26 protein-coding genes are annotated in these 21,516 nt (G+C 70.8%); 9 read left to right on the forward strand and 17 right to left on the reverse strand.

Translation table 11 applies throughout. The features are described 5' to 3' along the window. Positions 1-49: 49 nt before the first annotated feature. The 3 genes from tilS to dacB all read right to left on the reverse strand — a co-directional run bounded on the left by tilS (position 50) and on the right by dacB (position 4,205). Positions 50-1,105: a tRNA lysidine(34) synthetase TilS gene (gene tilS, locus IE277_RS25100; RefSeq protein WP_189955955.1), complete on the reverse strand. Its 1,056-nt coding sequence runs from the start codon at positions 1,103-1,105 to the stop codon at positions 50-52. A gap of 192 nt (positions 1,106-1,297) precedes the next feature. Beyond that, positions 1,298-2,431, reverse strand: a complete 1,134-nt coding sequence (locus tag IE277_RS25105) for an Rv3626c family coenzyme F420 biosynthesis-associated protein (protein WP_189955956.1) — start codon at positions 2,429-2,431, stop codon at positions 1,298-1,300. A gap of 169 nt (positions 2,432-2,600) precedes the next feature. Next, positions 2,601-4,205: a D-alanyl-D-alanine carboxypeptidase/D-alanyl-D-alanine endopeptidase gene (gene dacB / locus IE277_RS25110; protein WP_229881948.1), complete on the reverse strand. Its 1,605-nt coding sequence runs from the start codon at positions 4,203-4,205 to the stop codon at positions 2,601-2,603. 79 nt (positions 4,206-4,284) lie between these two features. Between dacB and IE277_RS25115 the strand changes: the two genes are divergently transcribed. Both IE277_RS25115 and IE277_RS25120 read left to right on the forward strand, forming a co-directional pair. After that, complete coding sequence (locus IE277_RS25115) at positions 4,285-4,776, forward strand: inorganic diphosphatase (RefSeq protein ID WP_055708033.1); 492 nt, start codon at positions 4,285-4,287, stop codon at positions 4,774-4,776. 125 nt (positions 4,777-4,901) lie between these two features. Continuing rightward, positions 4,902-6,557 (forward strand): threonine/serine exporter family protein, encoded by a 1,656-nt coding sequence (locus IE277_RS25120; protein ID WP_189955957.1) that lies wholly within the window; start codon positions 4,902-4,904, stop codon positions 6,555-6,557. Between the two features lie 29 nt (positions 6,558-6,586). Here the strand turns inward: IE277_RS25120 and IE277_RS25125 are convergent, their stop codons facing one another. After that, positions 6,587-7,543 carry a DedA family protein gene (locus IE277_RS25125; protein WP_189955958.1) on the reverse strand — a complete coding sequence of 319 codons (957 nt, stop codon included), beginning with the start codon at positions 7,541-7,543 and terminating at the stop codon, positions 6,587-6,589. Positions 7,544-7,686: 143 nt separating this feature from the next. Here IE277_RS25125 and IE277_RS25130 point away from each other — a divergent pair, with 143 nt between their 5' ends. Next, positions 7,687-8,052: a YbjQ family protein gene (locus tag IE277_RS25130; protein ID WP_189955959.1), complete on the forward strand. Its 366-nt coding sequence runs from the start codon at positions 7,687-7,689 to the stop codon at positions 8,050-8,052. A 27-nt stretch (positions 8,053-8,079) separates the two neighbouring features. On the opposite strand, the gene IE277_RS25135 is transcribed toward IE277_RS25130, so the two are convergent. Further along, the gene (locus IE277_RS25135; protein WP_189955960.1) at positions 8,080-8,841 is read right to left on the reverse strand and encodes a MerR family transcriptional regulator; all 762 of its coding nucleotides are present in this window, start codon (positions 8,839-8,841) and stop codon (positions 8,080-8,082) included. A 169-nt stretch (positions 8,842-9,010) separates the two neighbouring features. Between IE277_RS25135 and IE277_RS25140 the strand changes: the two genes are divergently transcribed. Both IE277_RS25140 and gad read left to right on the forward strand, forming a co-directional pair. Next, positions 9,011-10,303 carry an ion channel protein gene (locus tag IE277_RS25140; RefSeq protein WP_189956073.1) on the forward strand — a complete coding sequence of 431 codons (1,293 nt, stop codon included), beginning with the start codon at positions 9,011-9,013 and terminating at the stop codon, positions 10,301-10,303. Positions 10,304-10,347: 44 nt separating this feature from the next. Beyond that, entirely contained in the window at positions 10,348-11,757 is a 1,410-nt protein-coding gene (gene gad, locus IE277_RS25145; RefSeq protein ID WP_189955961.1) for a glutamate decarboxylase, read from the forward strand. An 18-nt stretch (positions 11,758-11,775) separates the two neighbouring features. Here gad and IE277_RS25150 read toward each other — a convergent pair whose 3' ends face one another. The 4 genes from IE277_RS25150 to IE277_RS25165 form a co-directional block, all read right to left on the reverse strand. Next, complete coding sequence (locus IE277_RS25150; protein ID WP_189955962.1) at positions 11,776-12,417, reverse strand: PadR family transcriptional regulator; 642 nt, start codon at positions 12,415-12,417, stop codon at positions 11,776-11,778. A gap of 45 nt (positions 12,418-12,462) precedes the next feature. Beyond that, positions 12,463-13,005, reverse strand: coding sequence for a DinB family protein (locus tag IE277_RS25155; RefSeq protein WP_189955963.1), 543 nt, complete (start codon positions 13,003-13,005; stop codon positions 12,463-12,465). 192 nt (positions 13,006-13,197) lie between these two features. Further along, on the reverse strand, positions 13,198-14,658 hold the full coding sequence (locus IE277_RS25160) for an aldehyde dehydrogenase family protein (protein ID WP_189955964.1): 1,461 nt from the start codon (positions 14,656-14,658) through the stop codon (positions 13,198-13,200). A gap of 133 nt (positions 14,659-14,791) precedes the next feature. Continuing rightward, the gene (locus IE277_RS25165; protein WP_506005344.1) at positions 14,792-15,628 is read right to left on the reverse strand and encodes a Sco1979 family transcriptional regulator; all 837 of its coding nucleotides are present in this window, start codon (positions 15,626-15,628) and stop codon (positions 14,792-14,794) included. 353 nt (positions 15,629-15,981) lie between these two features. Between IE277_RS25165 and IE277_RS25170 the strand changes: the two genes are divergently transcribed. After that, the gene (locus tag IE277_RS25170; RefSeq protein ID WP_189955965.1) at positions 15,982-16,455 is read left to right on the forward strand and encodes an ATP-binding protein; all 474 of its coding nucleotides are present in this window, start codon (positions 15,982-15,984) and stop codon (positions 16,453-16,455) included. A gap of 144 nt (positions 16,456-16,599) precedes the next feature. Here the strand turns inward: IE277_RS25170 and IE277_RS25175 are convergent, their stop codons facing one another. The 8 genes from IE277_RS25175 to rpmG form a co-directional block, all read right to left on the reverse strand. After that, a complete protein-coding gene (locus IE277_RS25175; RefSeq protein ID WP_189955966.1) occupies positions 16,600-16,869 on the reverse strand; it encodes a DUF397 domain-containing protein in 270 nt (89 codons plus the stop codon). A 203-nt stretch (positions 16,870-17,072) separates the two neighbouring features. Beyond that, positions 17,073-17,537, reverse strand: a complete 465-nt coding sequence (locus IE277_RS25180; RefSeq protein WP_189955967.1) for an SRPBCC family protein — start codon at positions 17,535-17,537, stop codon at positions 17,073-17,075. After that, the gene (locus IE277_RS25185; protein ID WP_189955968.1) at positions 17,534-17,881 is read right to left on the reverse strand and encodes an ArsR/SmtB family transcription factor; all 348 of its coding nucleotides are present in this window, start codon (positions 17,879-17,881) and stop codon (positions 17,534-17,536) included. Before IE277_RS25185 ends, IE277_RS25180 begins: the two co-directional genes overlap by 4 nt. 7 nt (positions 17,882-17,888) lie before the next feature. Then, the gene (locus IE277_RS25190; RefSeq protein ID WP_189955969.1) at positions 17,889-18,263 is read right to left on the reverse strand and encodes a VOC family protein; all 375 of its coding nucleotides are present in this window, start codon (positions 18,261-18,263) and stop codon (positions 17,889-17,891) included. Between the two features lie 87 nt (positions 18,264-18,350). Further along, complete coding sequence (gene rpsR / locus IE277_RS25195) at positions 18,351-18,584, reverse strand: 30S ribosomal protein S18 (protein ID WP_189955970.1); 234 nt, start codon at positions 18,582-18,584, stop codon at positions 18,351-18,353. Next, the gene (locus tag IE277_RS25200) at positions 18,584-19,813 is read right to left on the reverse strand and encodes a CobW family GTP-binding protein (RefSeq protein ID WP_189955971.1); all 1,230 of its coding nucleotides are present in this window, start codon (positions 19,811-19,813) and stop codon (positions 18,584-18,586) included. The genes rpsR and IE277_RS25200 overlap by 1 nt, the downstream gene beginning before the upstream one ends. Then, the gene (locus IE277_RS25205) at positions 19,810-20,073 is read right to left on the reverse strand and encodes a type B 50S ribosomal protein L31 (RefSeq protein ID WP_189955972.1); all 264 of its coding nucleotides are present in this window, start codon (positions 20,071-20,073) and stop codon (positions 19,810-19,812) included. Before IE277_RS25205 ends, IE277_RS25200 begins: the two co-directional genes overlap by 4 nt. A gap of 6 nt (positions 20,074-20,079) precedes the next feature. Beyond that, positions 20,080-20,244, reverse strand: a complete 165-nt coding sequence (gene rpmG / locus IE277_RS25210; protein ID WP_064067341.1) for a 50S ribosomal protein L33 — start codon at positions 20,242-20,244, stop codon at positions 20,080-20,082. 61 nt (positions 20,245-20,305) lie between these two features. Between rpmG and rpmB the strand changes: the two genes are divergently transcribed. From rpmB to IE277_RS25225, 3 genes are all read left to right on the forward strand, one after another. Further along, on the forward strand, positions 20,306-20,542 hold the full coding sequence (gene rpmB, locus IE277_RS25215; RefSeq protein WP_189955973.1) for a 50S ribosomal protein L28: 237 nt from the start codon (positions 20,306-20,308) through the stop codon (positions 20,540-20,542). After that, positions 20,542-20,847, forward strand: coding sequence for a 30S ribosomal protein S14 (gene rpsN / locus IE277_RS25220; protein WP_189955974.1), 306 nt, complete (start codon positions 20,542-20,544; stop codon positions 20,845-20,847). The genes rpmB and rpsN overlap by 1 nt, the downstream gene beginning before the upstream one ends. Before the next feature lie 70 nt (positions 20,848-20,917). Then, on the forward strand, positions 20,918-21,421 hold the full coding sequence (locus IE277_RS25225; RefSeq protein WP_229881949.1) for a hypothetical protein: 504 nt from the start codon (positions 20,918-20,920) through the stop codon (positions 21,419-21,421). Positions 21,422-21,516 lie beyond the last annotated feature (95 nt).

Below are 21,516 nucleotides of genomic sequence, written 5' to 3' on the forward strand. Positions count from 1 at the left end.
ACCGGCTGCCCCGACCGGCCGCCGGAGGGTCGCTCCGCGGGGCCGGGATTCAGCCTTGCCGAATCACCAGTCTGCCACCCTGGCGCTGGGCGACGACTTTGCCCGGGAGATTGATGGCCCCCTGACCCCGCCAGCCGGTGATCAGGCGGTCGACTTCCTCGATGTGGCGGGCGAACAGCGAGCCGGCCGGGGCGCCGGCCTGGATGGCGGCCCGGCGCAGGATCCGGCGGCGTACGGCGGGCGGGAGGGCGTAGAGCTTGGCGCACTCCAGCACACCGGTGGCGTCGCGTACGGAGGCGTCGGCCTGGCTGGCCCAGGTGTCGAGGGCGTCGGCGTCGTCACGGGAGAGCTGGGCGGTGCGGGCGAGCGCCTCCACGACTCCTTTGCCGAGGGCCTTCTCCAGGGCGGGCAGCCCTTCGTGCCGGAGCCGGGAGCGGGTGTAGGCGGGGTCGGTGTTGTGCGGATCGTCCCAGACCGGGAGGGACTGGACCATGCAGGCCTTGCGGGCGGTCTGCCGGTCGAGCGCCAGGAACGGACGCCGGTAACGGCCCTCGGCCCCCGAGACCGCGGCCATGCCGGACAGGGAGCGGATGCCGGAGCCGCGGGCGAGGCCGAGCAGGACGGTTTCGGCCTGGTCGTCGCGGGTGTGGCCGAGCAGGACCGCGGTCGCGCCGTGGCGCAGGGCGACGTCGTCGAGGGCGGCGTAGCGGGCGTCGCGGGCGGCGGCTTCCGGGCCGCCGTCGCGGCCGACGGTCACGGCGACGGACACCACCGGATCGAGACCGAGTTCACGCAGGCGCAGAGCGACCTCGTCGGCGCGGAGGTCGGAGCCGGGCTGGAGGCCGTGGTCGACGGTGACGCCGCCGGCGCGGACGCCGAGCTTGGGCGCTTCGAAGGCGAGGGCGGAGGCGAGGGCCATGGAGTCGGCGCCGCCGGAGCACGCGACGAGCACGAGCGGAGAGGGGGACCGCTCGGCCGTCGGGTCCGGGTACCCGCCAAGGGCCTGCCGGCCGGCGTCGGCGGGGGTGTGGTGGTGGTTGAGGATGTCGTGGAGGACGCGGCGGACCGCCAGGCGTATCGCCGCGACCGCAGGATGGGGACCCATGTCCGGTTCCCTTCATGAAGTTGTCGGGGGGTGAGTCCGAGTCGGTCACTCAGAGTGTGTAGATGGTGACAGAACCGGGCGGTTCCCCGAGCATTGCACGCCTACGCATGGCCCACGGTCCCTCGGACGGGTGATTGGAGGGGCGTTCGCCTGCCGCAGGCCGGATTCATTTCACGACGTGTCCATGCCGTTTCACGACTCCGCCTTGCGATGCACCCGTGCGACCCAGTCCGCCGGTTTGGCGATCTCGGTCTTGGTGGGAAGGGTGTTGGGCGAGGTCCACACGCGGTTGAAGCCGTCGACGCCGACCTGTTCGACCACCGCGCGTACGAACCTCTCGCCGTCCCGGTACTGCCTCAGTTTGGCATCCAGACCCAGCAGCTTGCGCAGGGCGAGGTCCAGGCGGGAGGCGCCTTTGGCACGCCGCTGCTGGAACTTCTCGCGGATCTCCGAGACGGTCGGTACGACGCTGGGTCCCACGCCGTCCATGACGTAGTCGGCGTGCCCCTCCAACAGCGACATCACGGCGGTGAGGCGGCCGAGGATCTCGCGCTGGGCGGGGGTCTGCACCAGCTCCACGAAGGAGCGGCCGCCGTCGTCCTCCTCGCCCTCGGGGCGGCCTCCGGCGAGGGACTGGGCGGCTTCCCTGACGCGTTCCAGGAGGGTCATCGGGTCGACGTCGGTCTCCGCCAAGAACGACTGGATTTCGCCCTCCAGATGGTCACGCAGCCAGGGCACGGCCGTGAACTGCGTGCGGTGGGTCTCCTCGTGCAGGCACACCCACAGCCGGAAGTCGTGCGGGTCGACGTCGAGTTCGCGCTCGACGTGGACGATGTTGGGGGCGACGAGGAGGAGGCGGCCGCCGCCGTTCTCTCCCGCGGGCAGCTCGCGGGTGGCGGGGGCGAAGGTCTCATACTGGCCGAGGACGCGCGAGGACAGGAACGACAGCAGCATGCCCAGTTCCACGCCGGTGACCTTGCCGCCGACGGTGCCGAGGACCGCGCTGGTGGGGTTGCCGGTGCGACGTTCCTGCATCTTCTCCAGGAGCGGCTTGAGGATCTCGCGGAAGCCGGCGACGTTGGCGCGGACCCACCCGGGGCGGTCGACCACGAGAACGGGGGTGTCACGGGTCTCGTCGGCGCCCATCCGGGTGAAGCCCCGGACGTGTTCCTCCGAGGCCTTCGCGTGCCGGCGCAGCTCCGCGACGACGGCGCGTGCCTCGTCACGGCTGACGTCGGGGCCCGGTCGCACGAGCCGTGTCGCGGTTGCCACCGCGAGGTTCCAGTCGACCATCCCGGGAGATGTGGTGCCACCGAAGCCAGTCATGTCGTCAACCGTACGGGACCGCTCCCGCTCGAGGCAGGCCATGAGCGGTCGGCGGGGGCCGGGGGTGTTGGGCGGGCACCCGGCACCCGGGCCGCGCCGGCCGCCCACGGCCGTACGGACGCAGCCGTCTCGGCCGCACGACGGGGGCCGTCTCGGCCATACGGCGGGGTTACCTGCAGCCGCAGCTCGCCAGAGCCGTCGCCGTTCTGTCCAGGGCCGACTCGGCCGCCGCGGGGTTCGCCGTACCGGAGGCCATGAAGGCGAAGGCCAGGAGGCGGCCGTCGGCGTCCACGACGGTGCCGGCGAGGGTGTTCACCCCGGTCAGGGTGCCGGTCTTGGCGCGTACGACGCCGGCCGCGCTGTCGGTGTACCGGTCGGCCAGGGTGCCGGTGAAGCCCGCCACGGGCAGGCCGGTGAGGACGGGCCGCAGGCCGGGGCGGTCGGGGTCGCCGGCCGTGGCCAGGAGGCCGGTGAGGAGGTCGGCGGTGAGCCGGTCGTCGCGGTCGAGGCCGCTGCCGTCGTGGAAGGAGGCGCCGGACATCGGCAGACCGAGCTTGGTCAGCCGCGCGGAGATCGCCTCGGCGCCGCCGTCGAAGCTGCCCGGCCGGCCGCTGGCGAGGGCCGTCTGGCGGGCCAGGTGTTCGGCGATGTCGTTGTCGCTGTTGGTCAGCATGCGCTCGACCAGGGCGGACAACGGGGGCGAGGAGACCGAGGCGAGGGTCTGCGCGCGCGTGCTGGCCTTGGAGGGACCGGGGGGTGTGGTGGTGATGCCCGCGTCCTTCAGGAAGCCCGCGAACTTGCCGGCCGCGTCCTTCGCCGGGTCGCTCACGCGGGCCGCGGGACCGCTGGAGGAGTTGTCGGTGCGGCCCTCGTCGACGGTGAGGGCGCTCACGGGCGCCAGGTTGTCGTTGACGCCGATGGGGTGCAGGGCGGGGCCGGAGTACAGGGTCGTGTCGTAGGACAGCGTGACCTTGCGGATGCCGCGCTCGCGCAGTGCCCTCGCGGTGTCCGCCGCCAGTGTGCGCAGGCCGGCCCAGCCTCCCGAGGTCCGGGTGCGGGCGGTGAGGGTGGGGTCGCCGCCGCCGACGAGGACGAGTTCACCGGTGTCGGGTTCGAGGGCGGTCCGCGTGGTGAGGCGGTGGTCGGGGCCGAGGGCGGACAGCGCGGCGACGGCGGTGGCGATCTTGGTGGTCGAGGCCGGAGTGAGGGCCTTGCCGTCGTCGGCGCCGTACACGCGCCGGCCGGTGGCCACGTCGACCACGGCGGCCGTGTGTGTGCCGCCCAGCGCGGAGGCGTTCAGGAGGGGCTCCAGGACGCCGGAGAGGGCCTTTCCGCCCGGGGCGGCCTGCTGGGTGCCCACGGGGCTCCTCGCGGCGTCCAGGCCCGCCAGGACCGGCGCGGCGCTCGGCGCGGGCCGGGGCGCCCCCTCGGCCGTACCGGATCCGCCGTGATCTGCGCCACCTGACCGCTCCAGGGCGGCGGCCCGGTCCCGCTCGGCCGTACGCTGACCGTCGGCGTCCCAGGGGCCGGCCACGCTCACCACGCCGGCGGCGAGCGCGAGACCGGCGGCGGTGGCGCCCGCGGTGTACTGCCAGGTCCTGACGGACCGCGGACGCGGCAGCTGAGAGGGGCGGGGGCGCAGAGCCCGCACCCCTCGCACGAGGCGCGGCCCCGTGGCCGCCGCGGCCCGCGCCAGATGTGGTCGTACGGCGTTCGCGATCCGCTCCAGCTGCGGTCCCGCGGCCCGCCACGGCCTCAGCTCCGGCACGACCACCAGCCCCTTTCGCGATCACACACGTGCGTGAGGGACACTTAACCACCAGAACTATGTGTTGATCATGGAGGAGCCACCGGTGGAGTTCGACGTCACGATCGAGATCCCGAAGGGTTCGCGCAACAAGTACGAGGTGGATCACGAGACCGGTCGGATCCGCCTGGACCGTCGCCTCTTCACCTCGACCGCCTACCCGACCGACTACGGCTTCGTCGAGAACACCCTCGGCGAGGACGGCGACCCGCTGGACGCGCTGGTCATCCTGGACGAGCCGACCTTCCCGGGCTGTCTGATCAAGTGCCGCGCGATCGGCATGTTCCGGATGACGGACGAGGCGGGCGGCGACGACAAGCTGCTGTGCGTTCCGGCCACGGACCCGCGGGTGGAGCACCTGCGCGACATCCACCACGTGTCGGAGTTCGACCGCCTGGAGATCCAGCACTTCTTCGAGGTCTACAAGGACCTGGAGCCCGGCAAGTCCGTCGAGGGCGCCAACTGGGTGGGCCGCACCGACGCCGAGGCGGAGATCGAGCGGTCGTACAAGCGCTTCGAGGAGCAGGGCGGCCACTGAGCAAGCGCCCTGTTCTTGCGCCTGAAAGCAATCGGCTGCCCGGTCTCCTGGAGGCCGGGCAGCCGTTCGCGTATCTGTGCGCATACTGAGGCCAGCGGAAGGTGTCGTTCAGGGAGCGGTGCGAGGTGACGGAGGCGGAGGACCGCAAGCCCCGGTCGGACGAGGCGCGGTACGACCCGGAGATCACGTCCGAGTTCGCCATTCCCGCGGGACTCGACGTGCCGAAGACGATCGTGGAACCGGAGACGACCTCCGAGTTCGCGGTGCCGCAGGGGCTTCTGGCGCCGGAGCCGCCGAGTGCCGAGCCGGAGGGTTCGGCGTTCAGCCCGCCGCGTGTCCACGGCGCCAAGGACTCCCTGACGGCGTTCACCCCGGCCGCCGGGGTGCCGCTGGTCAGCCTGGTCAAGGACGCGCCCTGGCAGGACCGGATGCGCACGATGCTGCGCATGCCGGTGGCCGAGCGGCCCGCGCCGGAGCACGTGCAGCGCCATGAGGACGAGGGCCCGGCGGTTCCCCGCGTCCTCGACCTGACCCTGCGTATCGGGGAGCTGCTGCTGGCCGGCGGTGAGGGTGCGGAGGACGTGGAGGCCGCGATGTTCGCGGTGTGCCGCTCCTACGGCCTGGACCGCTGTGAGCCGAACGTCACCTTCACACTGCTGTCGATCTCGCATCAGCCCTCGCTGGTCGAGGACCCGGTGACGGCGTCACGGACGGTACGGCGGCGGGGCACCGACTACACACGCCTGGTGGCCGTGTTCCGCCTGGTGGACGACCTGACCGACCCGGAGACCCATGTCTCCCTGGAGGAGGCCTACCGGCGGCTGGCGGAGATCCGCCGTAACCGGCACCCCTATCCCGGCTGGGCGCTGACCCTGGCCGGCGGTCTGCTGGCCGGTGCGGCCTCCGTGCTGGTCGGCGGTGACCTGATCGTGTTCGTCGCGGCGGCGCTCGGCGCGATGCTCGGCGACCGGCTGGCCTGGCTGTGCGCGGGGCGCGGGCTGCCGGAGTTCTACCAGTTCACGGTCGCGGCGATGCCGCCCGCGGCGATCGGGGTGGCGTTCGCGCTGGCGCACGTCGACGTGAAGGCGTCCGCCGTCGTCACCGGTGGGCTGTTCGCGCTGCTGCCCGGGCGGGCGCTGGTGGCGGGCGTGCAGGACGGCCTGACCGGCTTCTACATCACCGCCGCGGCCCGCCTGCTGGAGGTCCTGTACTTCTTCGTCGGCATCGTCGCCGGGGTCCTGCTCGTCCTGTACTTCGGGGTGAAGGTCGGCGGCAAGCTGAACCCGGACGCGGCGCTCATCATCAATGAGCGGCCGCTGATCCAGATCGCGGCCTCCATGCTGCTGTCGCTGACCTTCGCGGTGCTGCTCCAGCAGGAGCGCTCGACCGTGCTGTGGGTGACGCTCAACGGGGGCGTGGCCTGGACGGTGTACGGCGCGATGCACTATGTCGCCGACATCTCGCCGGTGGCCTCCACGGCCGTGGCGGCGGGGCTGGTGGGTCTGTTCGGGCAGCTGCTGTCGCGGTACCGGTTCGCGTCGGCGCTGCCCTATACGACGGCCGCGATCGGGCCGCTGCTGCCCGGCTCCGCCACGTATTTCGGGCTGCTGAGCATGGCGCAGAACGAGGTGGACAAGGGGCTGGTGTCGCTGGCGAACGCGGCGTCGCTGGCCATGGCCATCGCGATCGGGGTCAATCTGGGGTCGGAGGTCTTCCGGATCTTCCTGCGGGTCGGCTCCCCCGGCAAGCGCCGGGCCGCCAAGCGGACCAGGGGTTTCTAGGCCCCTGGGTCCCTGGGCCCCCGGGCCGGCTACTGCGGGCGGTAGTCGTAGGGGTACTGGTTCTGGTTCTGCTGCTGCGCGTACTGGCTCTGGTCGTACTGGTTCTGGTCGTACTGCTGCTGGGAGTGCTGCTGCGGATATTGCTGCTGGTCGTAGTACTGGTTGGTGTCGTAGCCCTGGTTCCAGTACTGCTGCTCCTGCTGCTGGTACTGCTGCTGCTCCTGCTGCTGGTACTCGGGCTGCTGCGGCTGCTGGAACGGGGGCTGCTCCGGCTCGATGCGGCGCAGCTGGGTGGTCGAGGAGTCCATGGCGGGCGGCTGCCGGCGCTGCGGCTGCTCGGCGGCCGGCTCGGGCCGCGGGGCCTTCTTCGCCTTGCCGCGGGCGCGCAGGAACTCGATGGCGATCGGGACCACGGAGACGAGGACGATCAGGATCAGGATCGCCTCGATGTTGTTCTTGACGAAACCGATGTTGCCCAGCCAGGAGCCGAGCAGGGTGACGCCCGCGCCCCACAGGACGCCACCGATCACGTTGAAGATCAGGAACGAGCGGTACTTCATGCCGCTGACGCCCGCGATGATCGGCGTGAACGTCCTCACGATCGGCACGAAGCGGGCCAGGACCAGGGACTTCGGGCCGTACTTCTCGAAGAACTCGTGCGCCTTGGTGACGTTCTCCTGCTTGAACAGGCGGGAGTCCGGGCGGTTGAACAGGGACGGGCCGACCTTCTTGCCGAACATGTAGCCCGCCTGGTCGCCGAGGACCGCGGCGAGACAGATCAGCGCGATCGCGCCCCACAGGGGGAAGTCGAGCTGGTGAGAGGTGATCAGCAGACCGCAGGTGAACAGCAGCGAGTCGCCGGGCAGAAAGAACCCGATGAGCAGGCCGGACTCGGCGAAGACGACGAGCAGCAGGCCCCAGATGCCGAAGTTGTCCAGCAGGTAGTTGGGATCGAGCCAGCTCGGGCCGAGGGCGAGTGTCATCACGGGTCCGGGCTCCTGAGGGGGGTGAAGGCGGCTGCGGCGTCCATGTGAAGGCCGTACAAAGCTATCAACGTGATGTGACCGCCCCAGGTTCCACCGGTGTCTCCAGGATGCACTGTGGGATGACTGAGGGAAAGCTGTGACTCATGGGACTCGATGACTACGGCGGCGGCCAGGAGCCGCAGCCGGATGTGCTGGTCGTGACGACGAACGACGTGCCCGGATACCGGGTGGAGCAGGTGATCGGCGAGGTCTTCGGACTCACCGTGCGCTCACGGCACCTCGGCAGCCAGATCGGCGCCGGGCTGAAGTCGATGATCGGCGGCGAGCTGAAAGGGCTCACCAAGACACTCGTCCAGACCCGCAACCAGGCCATGGAACGCCTGGTGGAGCAGGCACGCGCGCGTGGTGCCAACGGCGTGCTGGCATTCCGCTTCGACGTGACCGAGGCCGCGGACGTCGGCACCGAGGTGTGCGCCTACGGCACGGCGGTGGTCCTGGCCCGGGAGTGACCCCGTGCACACCCGGGCCGGGACCGGTCAGGAGGTGTGCCGGTCGGCGTTGGCGAGCATCGCGTCGCGCAGGTGCTCGGCCAGACCGGGGCGCATGGCGTCGTAGAACGCCTTGAAGCGCTCGTCGGAGACGTACATCTCCGCGAAGCAGCGGTGCATCTCGTACGGGACCTCGAAGTAGTACGTCCCGATGTGCTGCCGGTGCTCCTCGGCCATGTCCATCGCCGCCTCGCCGGTCGGCTGCTCGCCGGCGTCGACCAGCGCGGCGTACCGCTCGCCCCAGGCGTCGACCTCGGCCTGGATGCGCTTCCAGTCCTCCTTGGTGTAGGTGGCGGCGCGGCGCTGCGACTCGGCGTAGGCCTCGGTATTGCCCCAGCGCGCCTGCGCCTCGTCGCGGTACTGCTCGGGGTCCTTGTCCCCGAAGACCTCGAACCGCTCCTCGGGGGTCAGCTGAATGCCCATCTTCTGTGCCTCCATGGCGTGCTCCACGGCCGCGGCCATCTTCTGCAGCTTCTCGATCCGGGCGGTCAGCAGGTCGTGCTGGCGGCGCAGATGCGCGCGCGGGTCCGCGTCCGGGTCGTCGAGCAGGGCCGCGACCTCCTCGAGCGGGAAGCCGAGCTCCCGGTAGAACAGGATCTGCTGGAGCCGGTCGAGGTCGGCCTCGCCGTAGCGGCGGTGTCCGGCGTGTGTGCGCTCGCTGGGTACGAGCAGACCGATCTCGTCGTAGTGGTGCAGGGTGCGCACCGTGATTCCGGCGAACCCCGCGACCTGTCCCACGGAGTAGCTCACTTTTCCGCTCCTTGTCGTCGGTACGTCGTCCACGCTGAGGCCTCACGCCACGTGAGGTGCAAGCCGGTATCCCGGCCGGACATGCGCACACACCTGCCGGACATTCGCAGACGTTCGGGATGTTGCGTGCTTTTTGTCCGCTTATGGTGAGCCCGTGGGTCAGGAACCCGTGGGCCAGGACACCGACGCGCCGCAGGCGCCCCCGACCGCCTCCTCCACGGCGCCGGCGCGGGCCCTGCTGCCGTTCATCCTGCCCGCCGCGGCCGTCGGCGTGGTCGCGAGCCTGGTGTTCGTCGGGGTGAGCGCGGCGGCGGAGAAGCTCCAGCAGGTGCTGTGGGGCCCGCTGCCGGACGCGCTCGGGGTGGGCCGCTACTCGGTGCCGTGGATGTTCGCGGTGCTGATCGCCACGGGGCTCGCGGTCGGGCTGGTGGTGTGGAAGGTGCCGGGGCACGCCGGGCCCGATCCGGCCACCCTCGGCCTGAACGCCCCGGTGATGGCGCCGGCCGTGCTGCCGGGCCTGGTGCTGGCGACCGGGCTGATGCTGGCCGGCGGCCCGAGCCTCGGCCCGGAGAACCCGATCATCGCCGTGAACGTGGGCCTCGCGGCCTGGCTCGGGGCGCGGCTGCTGCCCCGGACGCCGGGCGCGCTGTGGCCGGTGCTGGCCGAGGCCGCGACGATCGGCGCGCTGTTCGGCACGCCGGTGGCGGCGGCGCTGGTCATCTCCGAGGCGCTGGCCGGCCGCCCGATGCGCGGACGGCTGTGGGACAACGTGTTCGCGCCGCTGACCGCCGGCACCTGCGGTGCCATGACGACCACCCTGGTGGCCCATCCGACCTTCGACCTGGGACTTCCCCCCATGGGCCACCCGGATGCGAAGGACCTGCTGGCGGCGCTCGTGATCGCCTCGGCGGCCGCGGTGCTCGGCATGTGCGCCGTGTACGCCTTCCCGTACGTCCACACGGCCTTCCGGCGGCTGCGGCACCCGATGCTGATGCTTCCGGCCGGTGGGGCCGTACTGGGCGCTCTGGGGGCCCTGGGCGGCCATCTGACGCTGTTCAAGGGGCTGTCCGAGGTCGGGGAGCTGGCCCGCCGCCCGGAGGGCTGGTCGGCGGGGCAGTTCGCCGCGATGGCGGTGGTGAAGCTGGCCGCGCTGCTCGTCGCCGCGTCCTGCGGGTTCCGCGGCGGCCGTATCTTCCCGGCGGTGTTCATCGGCGCCGCCCTCGGTCTGTGCGCCCACGCGCTGGTTCCCGCGGTGCATCCCGCGGTGGGCGTGGCGACGGGCGCCCTGGGCATGCTCCTGGCGGTCACCCGGCAGGCCTGGGTGAGCCTGTTCACGGCCGCCGTGCTGGCCGCCTCGCCCGGCCTTCTCGCCCTGCTGTGCGTCGCGTCGCTGCCGGCCTGGCTGCTGGTGACGGGGCGCGCCCAGATGCAGTTGCGCGCGGACGGCAGCCCGGTCCGCTGACACTCCTCGACACCTTTCCCCACCTTTCCCCGGAGGCACCCTTCATGGCCCTGCACAAAGGTCCCGCGAAACACGACGAGCGGACGCTGTCGGTCAACCCGTTCTTCGGGGAGGCCAACCCGGTCGGTGGCATGACCGAGGCCCCGCCCACACACCGGCTCCCGGACGCGCCGCTGCCCCCGTCGACGGCCTATCAGCTGGTGCACGACGAGCTGATGCTGGACGGCAACTCCCGGCTGAATCTGGCCACGTTCGTCACGACCTGGATGGAGCCGCAGGCCGGGGTGCTGATGGCGGAATGCCGGGACAAGAACATGATCGACAAGGACGAGTACCCGCGCACGGCCGAGCTGGAGCGGCGCAGTGTGGCGATGCTCGCCGACCTGTGGAACGCGCCGGACCCGTCGGCCGCGGTGGGCTGTTCGACGACCGGGTCCAGCGAGGCGTGCATGCTCGCCGGGATGGCGCTCAAGCGCCGCTGGGCCACGCGCAACACCGACCGGTACCCGGGCGGCGCCCGGCCCAACCTGGTCATGGGCGTCAATGTCCAGGTGTGCTGGGAGAAGTTCTGCAACTTCTGGGAGGTGGAGGCCCGGCTGGTGCCCATGGAGGGCGACCGCTTCCATCTGGACCCGCGGGCCGCCGCCGAGCTGTGCGACGAGAACACCATCGGGGTCGTGGCCGTCCTCGGCTCCACCTTCGACGGCTCCTACGAACCGGTCGCCGACCTCTGTGCGGCCCTGGACGCCCTCCAGGAGCGCACCGGCCTCGACATCCCGGTGCATGTGGACGGCGCGTCCGGCGGCATGATCGCCCCCTTCCTCGACGAGGACCTCGTCTGGGACTTCCGCCTCCCGCGCGTGGCGTCGATCAACACCTCGGGGCACAAGTACGGCCTGGTCTACCCGGGCGTCGGCTGGGCGCTGTGGCGGGACAGGGAGGCGCTGCCCGAGGAACTCGTCTTCCGGGTCAACTACCTGGGCGGCGACATGCCCACCTTCGCGCTCAACTTCTCCCGCCCCGGCGCCCAGGTGGTCGCGCAGTACTACACGTTCCTGCGCCTGGGCCGGGACGGCTACCGGGCGGTGCAGCAGGCCTCGCGGGACGTGGCGACCGGGCTCGCCGGACGGATCGCGGCGCTCGGCGACTTCCGGCTGCTCACCCGGGGCGACGAGCTGCCCGTGTTCGCCTTCACCACCGCCGACCACGTGACGTCGTACGACGTCTTCGACGTCTCCCGGCGGCTGCGCGAGAGCGGCTGGCTGGTGCCCGCGTACACCTTCCCGGCCAACCGGGAGGACCTGTCCGTGCTCCGGGTCGTGTGCCGCAACGGTTTCTCCCACGACCTGGCCGACCTGTTCCTCGCCGACCTGGAACGCCTCCTGCCCGGGCTGCGCCGGCAGCCGCACCCCCTGACCCGGGACAAGGAGACGGCGACCGGCTTCCACCACTGACGTCACGCGCGCGTGACGTCAGCGGTCGTCCCCGGGGTGTCGCTCCGCCGTCGCGTACGGGTTCTCCTCGTCCTCGGCGAGGACGCCGACGAACGGTTCGCCCTCGCCGGCGAAGGTGTAGGCGCCGTTCTCGATGCGCTCGACGAGGCCCCGGGTCCACGCGGCCTCGGAGTCGGCCGTGTGGACCCACATGTTCATGATCTCGCCGATGTGGCCGAGCCGCGCCGGCCCCTCCTCGGGCACATAGTGCTCGGTGACCGAGGAGCGCCACGCCTCGATGCGGTGCGTGCGCTCCTTCAGCAGCGCGACCGCCTCGGCCCTCGGCAGGTCGACCATGAAGCCGATGGCCGCCGTCTTCATGTCGCCGCGCTGGTCGTAGGTGACGAGCGCGGCGCGCAGCAGGGTGAAGTACTCCTCGGTCCCCCGGTCGGTCAGCTCGTACTCGGTACGGGGCGGACCGCCGGCCGTGGACGGAGCGACCTCGTGCGCGTGCAGCAGCCCTTGCCTGGCCATCTGTTTCAGGGCGTGGTAGATCGAGCCCGGCTTGGCGTTGGACCACTCGTGCGCGCCCCAGTACTCCAGGTCGCCGCGCACCTGGTAGCCGTGGGCCCGCCCGTGCTGGCGGACCGCGCCCAGCACGAGAAGACGGATCGCTGACATGCGGTCCAGGTTATGGCCGTACGGCCGCCCGCCCCGCGCTCACCCTCAGGAGGCGCCCTGTTCCTGGGCCACCAGCTCGAAGGCGGTCTTGCCGTCCAGGGACTCACGGATGATGTCGGCGTGGCCGGCGTGCCGGGCCGTCTCGCGGATCAGGTGCAGACACACCCAGCGCAGCGAGACCCTGCCCTCCGGCGGGAACCAGGGGTCCGGCGGCAGCGGGAAGGAGTCGTCCAGGCTCGGCGCGGAGCGGATGAACTTCTCCGTCTCGGCGGCGACCTGCTCCCAGTACGCCAGCTGCGAGGCGACCGTCTCCTCGCCGACCAGCTGGTAGGTCTCGTGCCAGTTGGACTCGTCGCGCCGGATGGCGGGCGGCTCCTGCTTGGCCCGCGCGATCCAGGACTGCTCGACCTCGGCGACATGCTTGAGCAGTCCGCCGAGCGACAGTTCGCTGACGCTGGGGCGGGTGCGGGCCTGCTCCTCGGTCAGCCCGAGCAGGGCCCGGCGGATGCCGCCGCGCTGTTCCTCGATGAACGCGAGCAGCGCCCCGCGCTCGTCGCCCTTCTCCTCCGCCGGTACGTGCTTGACCATGGCCGACCGCCTCTCCTCACCGTCACCGGGGCCGCCTGCCCCCTGACACCGACGACACTACGGACCATTTAGGTCAGCTTCCGTCCTCAATAGCAGCGCAAACAGCCCGGTCTTCGAAAAAACCGGCGGAAGAGACCGGGGAGACAGGGGAGACCGGGGAGACCGGGGAACAGCGGCCCTGCGCGGGGGCGGCTAGAACGGGAAGCCGCTGCGGCCGTGCTGCACCGAGATCCACTTGACGGTCGTGAAGGACTCCAGCGTCGTCTCTCCGTTGAGGCGGCCGAGGCCGGAGTGCTTCTCGCCGCCGAACGGCACGATCGGCTCGTCGTGGACCGTGCCGTCGTTCACATGGAACATCCCGGTGTCGACCTGCTTGGCGAAGGCGACGCCCCGCTCGATGTCGCCCGTGTGGACGGCGCCGCTGAGGCCGTACGGGGTGTCGTTGACGATCCGCAGCGCCTCCTCCTCGCCGTCGAACGGGACGAGGAAGACGACCGGGCCGAAGACCTCCTGGTGGAGCAGCGCGGAGTCGGCGGGGATGCCGGTGAGCACGCTGGGCCCGACCAGGTTCCCCGACGTGGCGCCCTGGACGAGGGCCGTGGCGCCCTCGGCGAGCGCCTGCTCGACGGTGCCGGAAATGGCGCCCGCCTGCTGGGAGTTGATCACCGGGCCGATGACGGTCTGCGGGTCGCGCGGGTCGCCGACCTTCAGGGTGCGGACCTTGGCGACGAACTTCTCGGTGAACTCCTCGGCGACGGACGCGTCCACGAGGACCCGGTTGGCGGCCATACAGACCTGGCCCTGGTGGACGAACCGGCTGAAGACCGCCGCGTCCACCGCGTAGTCGATGTCGGCGTCGTCCAGGACCACCAGCGCGCTGTTGCCGCCCAGTTCGAGCACCGAGCGCTTGAAGTTCGCGGCGCAGACGGTGGCCACGTGCCGGCCGACCTTGTCGGAGCCGGTGAAGGAGATGAGCTTCGGCACGGGGTGCTCGATGAACGCGTCGCCGATCTCGGCGATGTCGGTGATGACGACATTGAGCAGGCCGCCGGGCAGCCCGGCCTCCTCGAAGATCTTGGCGATCAGGGTGCCGCCGGCGATGGGGGTGTTCTGGTGGGGCTTGAGGACCACGGCGTTGCCGAGCGCGAGCGCCGGGGCGACCGACTTCAGCGACAGCAGGAAGGGGAAGTTGAAGGGGCTGATCACGCCCACGACGCCCACCGGCACCCGGTAGACGCGGTTCTCCTTGCCGTCGACCGGGGAGGGCAGGATCCTGCCCTCGGGGCGCAGCGCCAGATGGATCGACTCGCGCAGGAACTCCTTGGCGAGGTGCAGCTCGAAACCGGCCTTCACGCGCGTGCCGCCCAGTTCCGCGATGATCAGGTCGGCTATCTCCTGCTCACGGTCCTCTATGAGGCGAAGCGCCCGGTCGAAGACCGCGCGGCGGGCATAGGGGTTGGTCCCGGCCCACTGCTTCTGCGCGCGGGCGGCGGCCCGGTAGGCCTGGTCCACCTCGTCGACCGTGGCCACCGTGATCGAGGCGAGCTTCTCGTCGTCGTACGGGTTGAAGTCGATGACGTCCCAGGAGCCGGTGCCCGGACGCCACTCGCCGTCGATGTACTGCTGGGCCAGGTCGGTGAAGTAGGACGACATGTGATCCCTCAATCGCTAGCGGACACCAGATCTACGCCATGCCTGATCACACGTCATCGTACTTGTGTTTAAAGTGAGTTGAAGGATTCATCTCGAGACAGAAGAGGACCGCTCGGGAAAGTCCGGAGTCCGCTCAGGACAGCTGGAGAAGTCCACGGAGCAGGTCCCGGCTCTCATCGGGTCCCGGGCTGTCCTGCTGGAGTTCCTTCAGCGCCTGCTCGTACTGGGCGACGTCCTCGCGTTTGTCCAGGTAGAGGGCGCTGCTGAGCTGCTCCATATAGACGACGTCGGACAGATCGGCGTCGGGGAAGCTGAGGATGGTGAAGGCGCCGCTCTCGCCGGAGTGCCCGCCGAAGCCGAACGGCATGATCTGCAGCCGTACGTTGGGCCGCTCGGAGACCTCGATGAGGTGCTGGAGCTGGCCGCGCATCACCTCGCGGTCACCATAGGGGCGGCGCAGGGCGGCCTCGTCGAGGACGAAGTGGAATTCGGAGGCGCCGCCCGCGAGCAGGTGCCGCTGCCGCTCCAGCCGCAGCGCGACCCGGCGCTCGACGTCGGCCGGGCTCGCGCCCTTCATACCGCGCCGGACCACCGCGCGGGCGTACTCCTCGGTCTGGAGCAGGCCGTGGACGAACTGGACCTCATAGACACGGATGAGGGACGCGGCGCCCTCCAGGCCCACGTAGGTGGGGAACCAGCTGGGCAGGACGTCCGTGTAGCTGTGCCACCAGCCGGCCACATTGGCTTCCCGGGCCAGGGAGAGCAGCGACTCGCGCTCCACGTCGTCGGTGATGCCGTACAGCGTCAGCAGGTCCTCGACGTCTCTGGTCTTGAAGCTCACCCGGCCCAGCTCCATCCGGCTGATCTTCGATTCGGAGGCGCGGATCGAGTAACCCGCCGCCTCGCGCGTGATCCCCCGTGCTTCACGCAGTCGCCTGAGTTGCGAGCCGAGCAGCATCCGCCGCACCACCGATCCGGGCTCTCCCGCGCTCACGTTCGCCAGCCTCCCCAACCGTCTTCAGGGCCCGCAGTCTGCCACTAAAACACTTCGAGCAGTACTCGTCCGGTTACGGAAACGGAAAGAGGTGAGCCGTTTCTGCCTGGTGTGGTCGGGAAGAGGTCAGGACCACTGGCGGCAAAGGCAGAGAAGATGGCGGAAAAAATGGCCAAGAAGCGGTACGGTCAGGGCCATTTCGGTCGCGTGCACGTGCATCTGCCCTTGCATCTGCTCTGCGCATCGGAAACCATGGTGCCGCGCCACCGCTGCATCGCAACGACCGCGAATTCCCGGGAGTGCCTCGCATGGGGACGAATGGATCGACCATGCTCAAGCCGTTACGGCAGGGCCTTCCGCCGTTGGATCCCGCAGCCGTGTCCGATGCCGCCTCCTGCGCCCTGCCCGCCCGTTACGAGGCGGTGCGCGAGGCCCGGCACTTCACCCGCGACACCCTCGACAAGTGGGACGTCGGCGACCGCTTCGACGACACATGCCTCGTCGTCTCCGAACTCGTCACCAACGCCCTGCGCCATGCGGTGCCGGCCGACCCGGGATGCGCCGAACACGCCGCGCCCGTACGGCTGGATCTGATGCGCTGGACCGAGCGGCTGGTGTGCGCGGTGCGCGACCCGAGCCAGGAGACGCCGGCGCCGCGCGACTCGGACGACTTCTCGGCCGAGTCCGGTCGCGGGCTGTTCCTGGTCGACTCCTTCGCCGACAGCTGGGGCTGGCACCCCCTCGGAGGCACCCTCGACGGCAAGGTCGTCTGGGCGCTGTTCCGGCTCCGGCCGACCGGATGACACGGAGCAGCACCGACGAGCGCCCGGTTTCTACGCGCGTCGCTCCGCCTCTTCCGCCGCCCGATTCCCTCGCATCCGATTCCCTCGCATCCGATTCCCTCGCATCCGACATCGTTGCCACCGGGGGCCCGCCCCGCCCGGACGTCAGCCGACGATCAGGTGGTCGAACTCGCCGTCCTTGATGCCGAGCAGCATGGCCTCGATCTCCGCGCGCGTGTAGACGAGCGCCGGACCGTCCGGAAAGCGTGAGTTGCGTACGGCGACCTCACCGCCCGGCAACCGGGCGAACTCCACGCAGGAGCCCTGCGAGTTGCTGTGCCTGCTCTTCTGCCAGGCCACTCCGACCAGCTGCGCGGCAGCCATGCCGTTGTACACGTCGTACCCCCCGTACACGCCGTCAACGTCGTGGTCCACAGGTCGCTCCCCGGTGGTGCACTGGCTGATGTGGCCATAGATGCTGTGGTCAACTGACCCGGATCATAACCCCGTTCACGTGCAGATGCTTGAGCAAATGCACGTGCACGAGGGGTGTTCCCTCGGTTACAGGTTTGACGTCCGCTTTACCGAAGTGATCCCACGACCTGTACCGACGGCTGTCCACCGCGGCCGACGGCCTCTCAATCGAGCTGTTCCAGCGTTTGCCCCAGTGCGGGCAGGACATGCCCCCGCCATCCCCCGTCCATGATCTTCCGCGCCATCAGCTGAGCCGGGTCGTCCGGATCGAACCCCTCGTGCACTAGAAAGAGACGCGTACCGCGCCCTTCCTGTTCCAGGGTCCAGGTGATGGTCCAGTCGGCGGGGTTGGCCGGATCGGCGTCGGCCCAGCGGACGGACAGCATCCGCTCGATGTCGTAGGCCAGGACCCGCACCTCCACGACCCCGGAGAAGCGGGAGTTGGGACGCGGGACGGAGGTCATCCGGTACCGGTGGCCGACCTCCAGCCGGAAGTCCCCGGCGCCGGGCATCTGCCACTGCACGAGCAGGTCGGGCTCGGTCAGGGCGCGCCAGACCTTGGCGGGCGGATGCGGGAAGAACTGGTCGACGCGGAGGGTCGTCAGATCGTCATCGGGTTCGGCGCTCATCGCTGATCATCGTCGGGCAGGCGGTCGAGGAGATCGCCGAGGCCCTTCAGCTGCTCGCGCCAGAACCGCTCGTACGGGTGGAGCCAGTCCTGCACCTCGGCAAGCGGGGCCGCCTCCAGGCGGTAGATGCGCTGCCGTCCGGAGCGCTGCTCGGAGACGAGGCCGGCCTCCCGGAGCACCTTGAGGTGTTCCGAGAGGCTCGGGCGGCGCATGTCGAAGTGGTCGGCCAGGGCCTGGACGGGCTGCGGTCCGCGCTCGCGCAGCAGCCGCAGCACCTCGCGGCGGGTGGCGTTGGCGAGCGCGGCGAAGACACGGTCCTCGGCGGCGGTACCCGTCCCGTTCATGGAGTGGTCAGAAGCCTTCCTTCTCCGTCAGCAGCATCAGACCGTTGCCGTCGGGGTCCGCGAAGGAGGCCATGCGCCCCCAGGGAAGGTCGTCCGGTCCCTGTAAGGCGATCCCGGCCGCGGCAAGGCGCGCGCAGTCGGCGTCGACATCGGTCGTCACCAACATGATCCCCCGTGCCGAACCGGGTCCGAAATCGCCCATGCCCGGCCCGGAGAGCGTGAAGACGGTCTGCGCGCCCTCGGGGGCCACCTGGAGCCAGCGCCCCTGGGGCATGTCCCGGTCGGCGGTGACCTCCAGACCGAGGACATCCGTGTAGAAGCGCAGGGCGCGGTCCTGGTCGGAGACGGGGAGGGTGACGAAGGAGGCGTGAGTGATGGTCATGGGTACGACAATAGGTAGGCGTTTACCTACCAGTCAAGCGTAGGGAAACGCCTACCTATACGGGGTGATCAGCTGCTTGTGCCGCGCTCAGCGACCGGCGTACGGCAGCAGCGCCATCTCGCGGGCGTTCTTGACGGCCCGCGCCAGCTGTCGCTGCTGCCGGGCGGTGACGCGGGTGACCCGGTGGCTGCGGATCTTGCCGCGGTCGGAGAGGAACTTTCGCAGCAGGTCGGTGTCCTTGTAGTCGATGTATGCGATCTGGGCCTGGTCCAGGGGGTTGGGGCGGTTGCGGGCGGGCTTGCGATCGCTCGCGGGGGACATCAGATCTCCAGCAGGGTGTCGAAGGCGGACGGCAGCCGCTTCCAGGCATCGCGCCCGGCGGCGTACTCGGCATCGGTGAGCAGGCAGGACTCCAACAGGTGCGCCAGTCCGTCACGGTCGAGGCCGGGCGAGGTGAACACGAGGTGGTTGCAGCAGTCGCCGTGCTCGGCGTGCCAGTCCAGCGCCGCCGCGGCCCGGCGCATCGGCGGGACCATCTCCCAGGCCGCATCGGGCAGCGCGGCCAGCCACAGGCCGGCGCTCTCGACGCACAGCGCCCCGCCGGCCGCGTCCCAGTGGAGCAGCGCGTCCGGCTTGTCGGCGAGCCAGAACCGGCCCCGGCTGCGGGCCGCGGCGCAGGTCAGATCCTCCAGCGCCGCATACAGCCGCTCCGGGTGGAAGGGCCGGCGCCGGTGCCAGACCAGCGTCGACACACCGTGCTGGTCGGCCTCGGCGGGCAGCAGGGCGCAGGCCGGGTGCTGGGCGGCCGCGGCGGCCTCCACGTCGAAGCCGGCGAGGGCCGCCCGGGCCAGCGGGCCGAGCCCGGGGGCCTGCCCTGGTGCACGTGCAGCTGCGGGTTCCGGTGCGGGTGCAGCCGCTGTGGATGCGGCGCTCGGGGGTGTGGGGCCCGCCAGGCCTCCGTGGCCGATCGGAACCTGGCGGGCCGTCGGGTGGAGCTGCGCCAGCAGCTCACGGTCCTCGTCGTCCGCCTCCGGAGAGTCGGCCAGGGCGAGGACGGGGGCGTACTCCAGTTGCCGGGCGAAGGTGTCGGCGACCGTGCGCCGGTCGGTGGCGGCCGCGGCGAGACCGGCCTCGGCGAGGTCGTCGCCATTGGCGAGATACGGCAGCACCAGCGCGGGGTCCACCGCGGTGATCACGGATGTGACGGTCAGCCCGCCGGAGGTGACCACCTCGGCCATCGCCTTGGGCTCGACCGAGTCCCACAGCTCGACGATCGCGAGCCGGGTCGTGCCGTCGTCGGCGAGCCGGCGCAGCTCGGGCACCAGGTCCTCGCGCAGCGCGCAGCACGCACAGTCGTTGACCAGGGGCGCCTCGCCCGCGGACAGGACGCCGTCGCGGTCGCGGACCGTACGGACGACCGTGCCGGCCGCGGCCGTCGCGAGGTCGTGGTGGAGTACGACACTGCCGGGCACCTCGGCGAGCAACCGCGCGACGGCCGCCTTGCGCGCGTCGGTGTGCAGCCCGCCGACGACGGCCACCACCAGGCTCACGCGCCGCCCCGCTTCCCGTACCGGCGCTCGAAGCGCTCCACGCGCCCGGCGGTGTCCAGCACGCGCGCGGTGCCGGTGTAGAAGGGGTGGCTGACGTTCGAGATCTCGACGTCGACCACCGGGTAGGTGTTGCCGTCCTCCCACTCGATCGTCCTGCCGGCCGGCGCGGCCGAGAGCGTCGAGCGGGTGAGGAAGGCGTGGTTCGCGGCACGGTCACGGAACACGACGAGCCCGTACCCGGGGTGGATTCCCTTGCGCATGGCGGCTCAGCGCTCCTCTCGGAAGTCGACGTGCCGGCCGGCGACCGGGTCGTACTTGCGCAGCGTCATACGGTCCGGGTCGTTGCGGCGGTTCTTGCGGGTCACGTAGGTGTAGCCGGTCCCGGCGGTGGACCGGAGCCTGATGACCGGGCGGAGTTCGTTGCGTGCCATGCTGCTATCTTACTGAAAATGAATTCCATTACGACCTACGTCTGAGGAGAGTTACGTCACCATGTCCGCCCACTGCATGCTCACCGGGGCCCGGCCGGGCTTCGGTCATCGCATCTCCCACTCCCACCGGCGCACCTCCCGGCGCTTCGACCCGAACATCCAGAGCAAGCGCTACTGGCTGCCCGGCGAGAGCCGGTACGTCCGGCTGCGACTGAGCACGAAGGGGATCAAGACCGTGGACACGATCGGCGTCGAGGCGGCCGTGGCCCGGATCCGCGCGCGGGGGGTGCGGGTCTGATGGCGAAGAAGAGCAAGATCGCGAAGAACGAGCAGCGCAAGGAGACCGTCGCCCGGTACGCCGCCCGGCGCGCCGAACTGAAGGAGATCATCCGGCGGCCCTCGTCCTCGGCGGCCGAACGGCTCGCTGCCCAGGGCGAGTTGCGCCGGCAGCCGCGGGACGCGAGCGCCACGCGCGTACGCAACCGCGACCAGGTCGACGGCCGGCCGCGCGGCTATCTGCGCGCCTTCGGCCTGTCCAGGGTGAGCCTGCGCGAGCAAGCTCACAACGGATTCCTGCCCGGCGTCCGCAAGTCCTCGTGGTGACCAGCTGGTAGCTTGCTGCGGGCCGTCCGGCCGAGGGCGGCCGGCCGCTACGAGTTTGGGGAGCTTTCCGGTGACTTCTGCGACTGCAAGGGTGCGAACGGCGACCGTGGCCGCGGGACTCGTGGGCGCGCTCGCCGCGCTGACCGCGTGCAGCGGCGGCGGGGACGGCGGCAAGACCGCCTCCTCCGCGACGCCGAGCGCGTCCGCCCCGTCCGCCTCCTCCTCGGGCTCGGGAAAGGTGACCGGGGCTTCGGACAAGCTCCAGGGCAGCTGGCTCACCACGAGCGGCGGCAAGATCGTGGCCCTGGTGATCACCGGGAAGAAGGCCGGTCTCTTCGTGACCGGGCGCAAGGCGTGGTGCCAGGGCACCGCCGGCAAGGAGTCGGGGATGCAGATGATCCATCTGACCTGCCCCGACGGCAACAAGGACCGGGCCACCGGAATGGTGGACTCGGTGGACGGCAAGGGCATGACGGTGACCTGGTCGGGCGGGACCGGCCAGGAGACGTACACCAAGGCCGAGGGCGGCAAGCTGCCCTCGACGCTGCCGACGAAGACGAAGCCGGGGCAATGACGAGGCCGGGGTCGACGGTGAGGCCGGGGCAATGACGGGGCCGGGTCGATGACGAAGCCGGGTCGATGGCGGCGTGAGCCACTTGAGGAACACCA

Source organism: Streptomyces alanosinicus (genome assembly GCF_014650595.1).
GTDB lineage: Bacteria > Actinomycetota > Actinomycetes > Streptomycetales > Streptomycetaceae > Streptomyces > Streptomyces alanosinicus.

Bases quoted from the DNA above. Each gene is read 5' to 3' on its own strand.
- tilS (WP_189955955.1), bottom strand. From the start codon at position 1,105: ATGGGTCCCCATCCTGCGGTCGCGGCGATACGCCTGGCGGTCCGCCGC.
- IE277_RS25105 (WP_189955956.1), bottom strand. From the start codon at position 2,431: ATGACTGGCTTCGGTGGCACCACATCTCCCGGGATGGTCGACTGGAAC.
- IE277_RS25130 (WP_189955959.1), top strand. From the start codon at position 7,687: ATGGGACTCGATGACTACGGCGGCGGCCAGGAGCCGCAGCCGGATGTG.
- gad (WP_189955961.1), top strand. From the start codon at position 10,348: ATGGCCCTGCACAAAGGTCCCGCGAAACACGACGAGCGGACGCTGTCG.
- IE277_RS25150 (WP_189955962.1), bottom strand. From the start codon at position 12,417: ATGTCAGCGATCCGTCTTCTCGTGCTGGGCGCGGTCCGCCAGCACGGG.
- IE277_RS25155 (WP_189955963.1), bottom strand. From the start codon at position 13,005: ATGGTCAAGCACGTACCGGCGGAGGAGAAGGGCGACGAGCGCGGGGCG.
- IE277_RS25160 (WP_189955964.1), bottom strand. From the start codon at position 14,658: ATGTCGTCCTACTTCACCGACCTGGCCCAGCAGTACATCGACGGCGAG.
- IE277_RS25170 (WP_189955965.1), top strand. From the start codon at position 15,982: ATGCTCAAGCCGTTACGGCAGGGCCTTCCGCCGTTGGATCCCGCAGCC.
- IE277_RS25180 (WP_189955967.1), bottom strand. From the start codon at position 17,537: ATGAGCGCCGAACCCGATGACGATCTGACGACCCTCCGCGTCGACCAG.
- IE277_RS25185 (WP_189955968.1), bottom strand. From the start codon at position 17,881: ATGAACGGGACGGGTACCGCCGCCGAGGACCGTGTCTTCGCCGCGCTC.
- IE277_RS25190 (WP_189955969.1), bottom strand. From the start codon at position 18,263: ATGACCATCACTCACGCCTCCTTCGTCACCCTCCCCGTCTCCGACCAG.
- rpsR (WP_189955970.1), bottom strand. From the start codon at position 18,584: ATGTCCCCCGCGAGCGATCGCAAGCCCGCCCGCAACCGCCCCAACCCC.
- IE277_RS25205 (WP_189955972.1), bottom strand. From the start codon at position 20,073: ATGCGCAAGGGAATCCACCCCGGGTACGGGCTCGTCGTGTTCCGTGAC.
- rpmG (WP_064067341.1), bottom strand. From the start codon at position 20,244: ATGGCACGCAACGAACTCCGCCCGGTCATCAGGCTCCGGTCCACCGCC.
- rpmB (WP_189955973.1), top strand. From the start codon at position 20,306: ATGTCCGCCCACTGCATGCTCACCGGGGCCCGGCCGGGCTTCGGTCAT.
- rpsN (WP_189955974.1), top strand. From the start codon at position 20,542: ATGGCGAAGAAGAGCAAGATCGCGAAGAACGAGCAGCGCAAGGAGACC.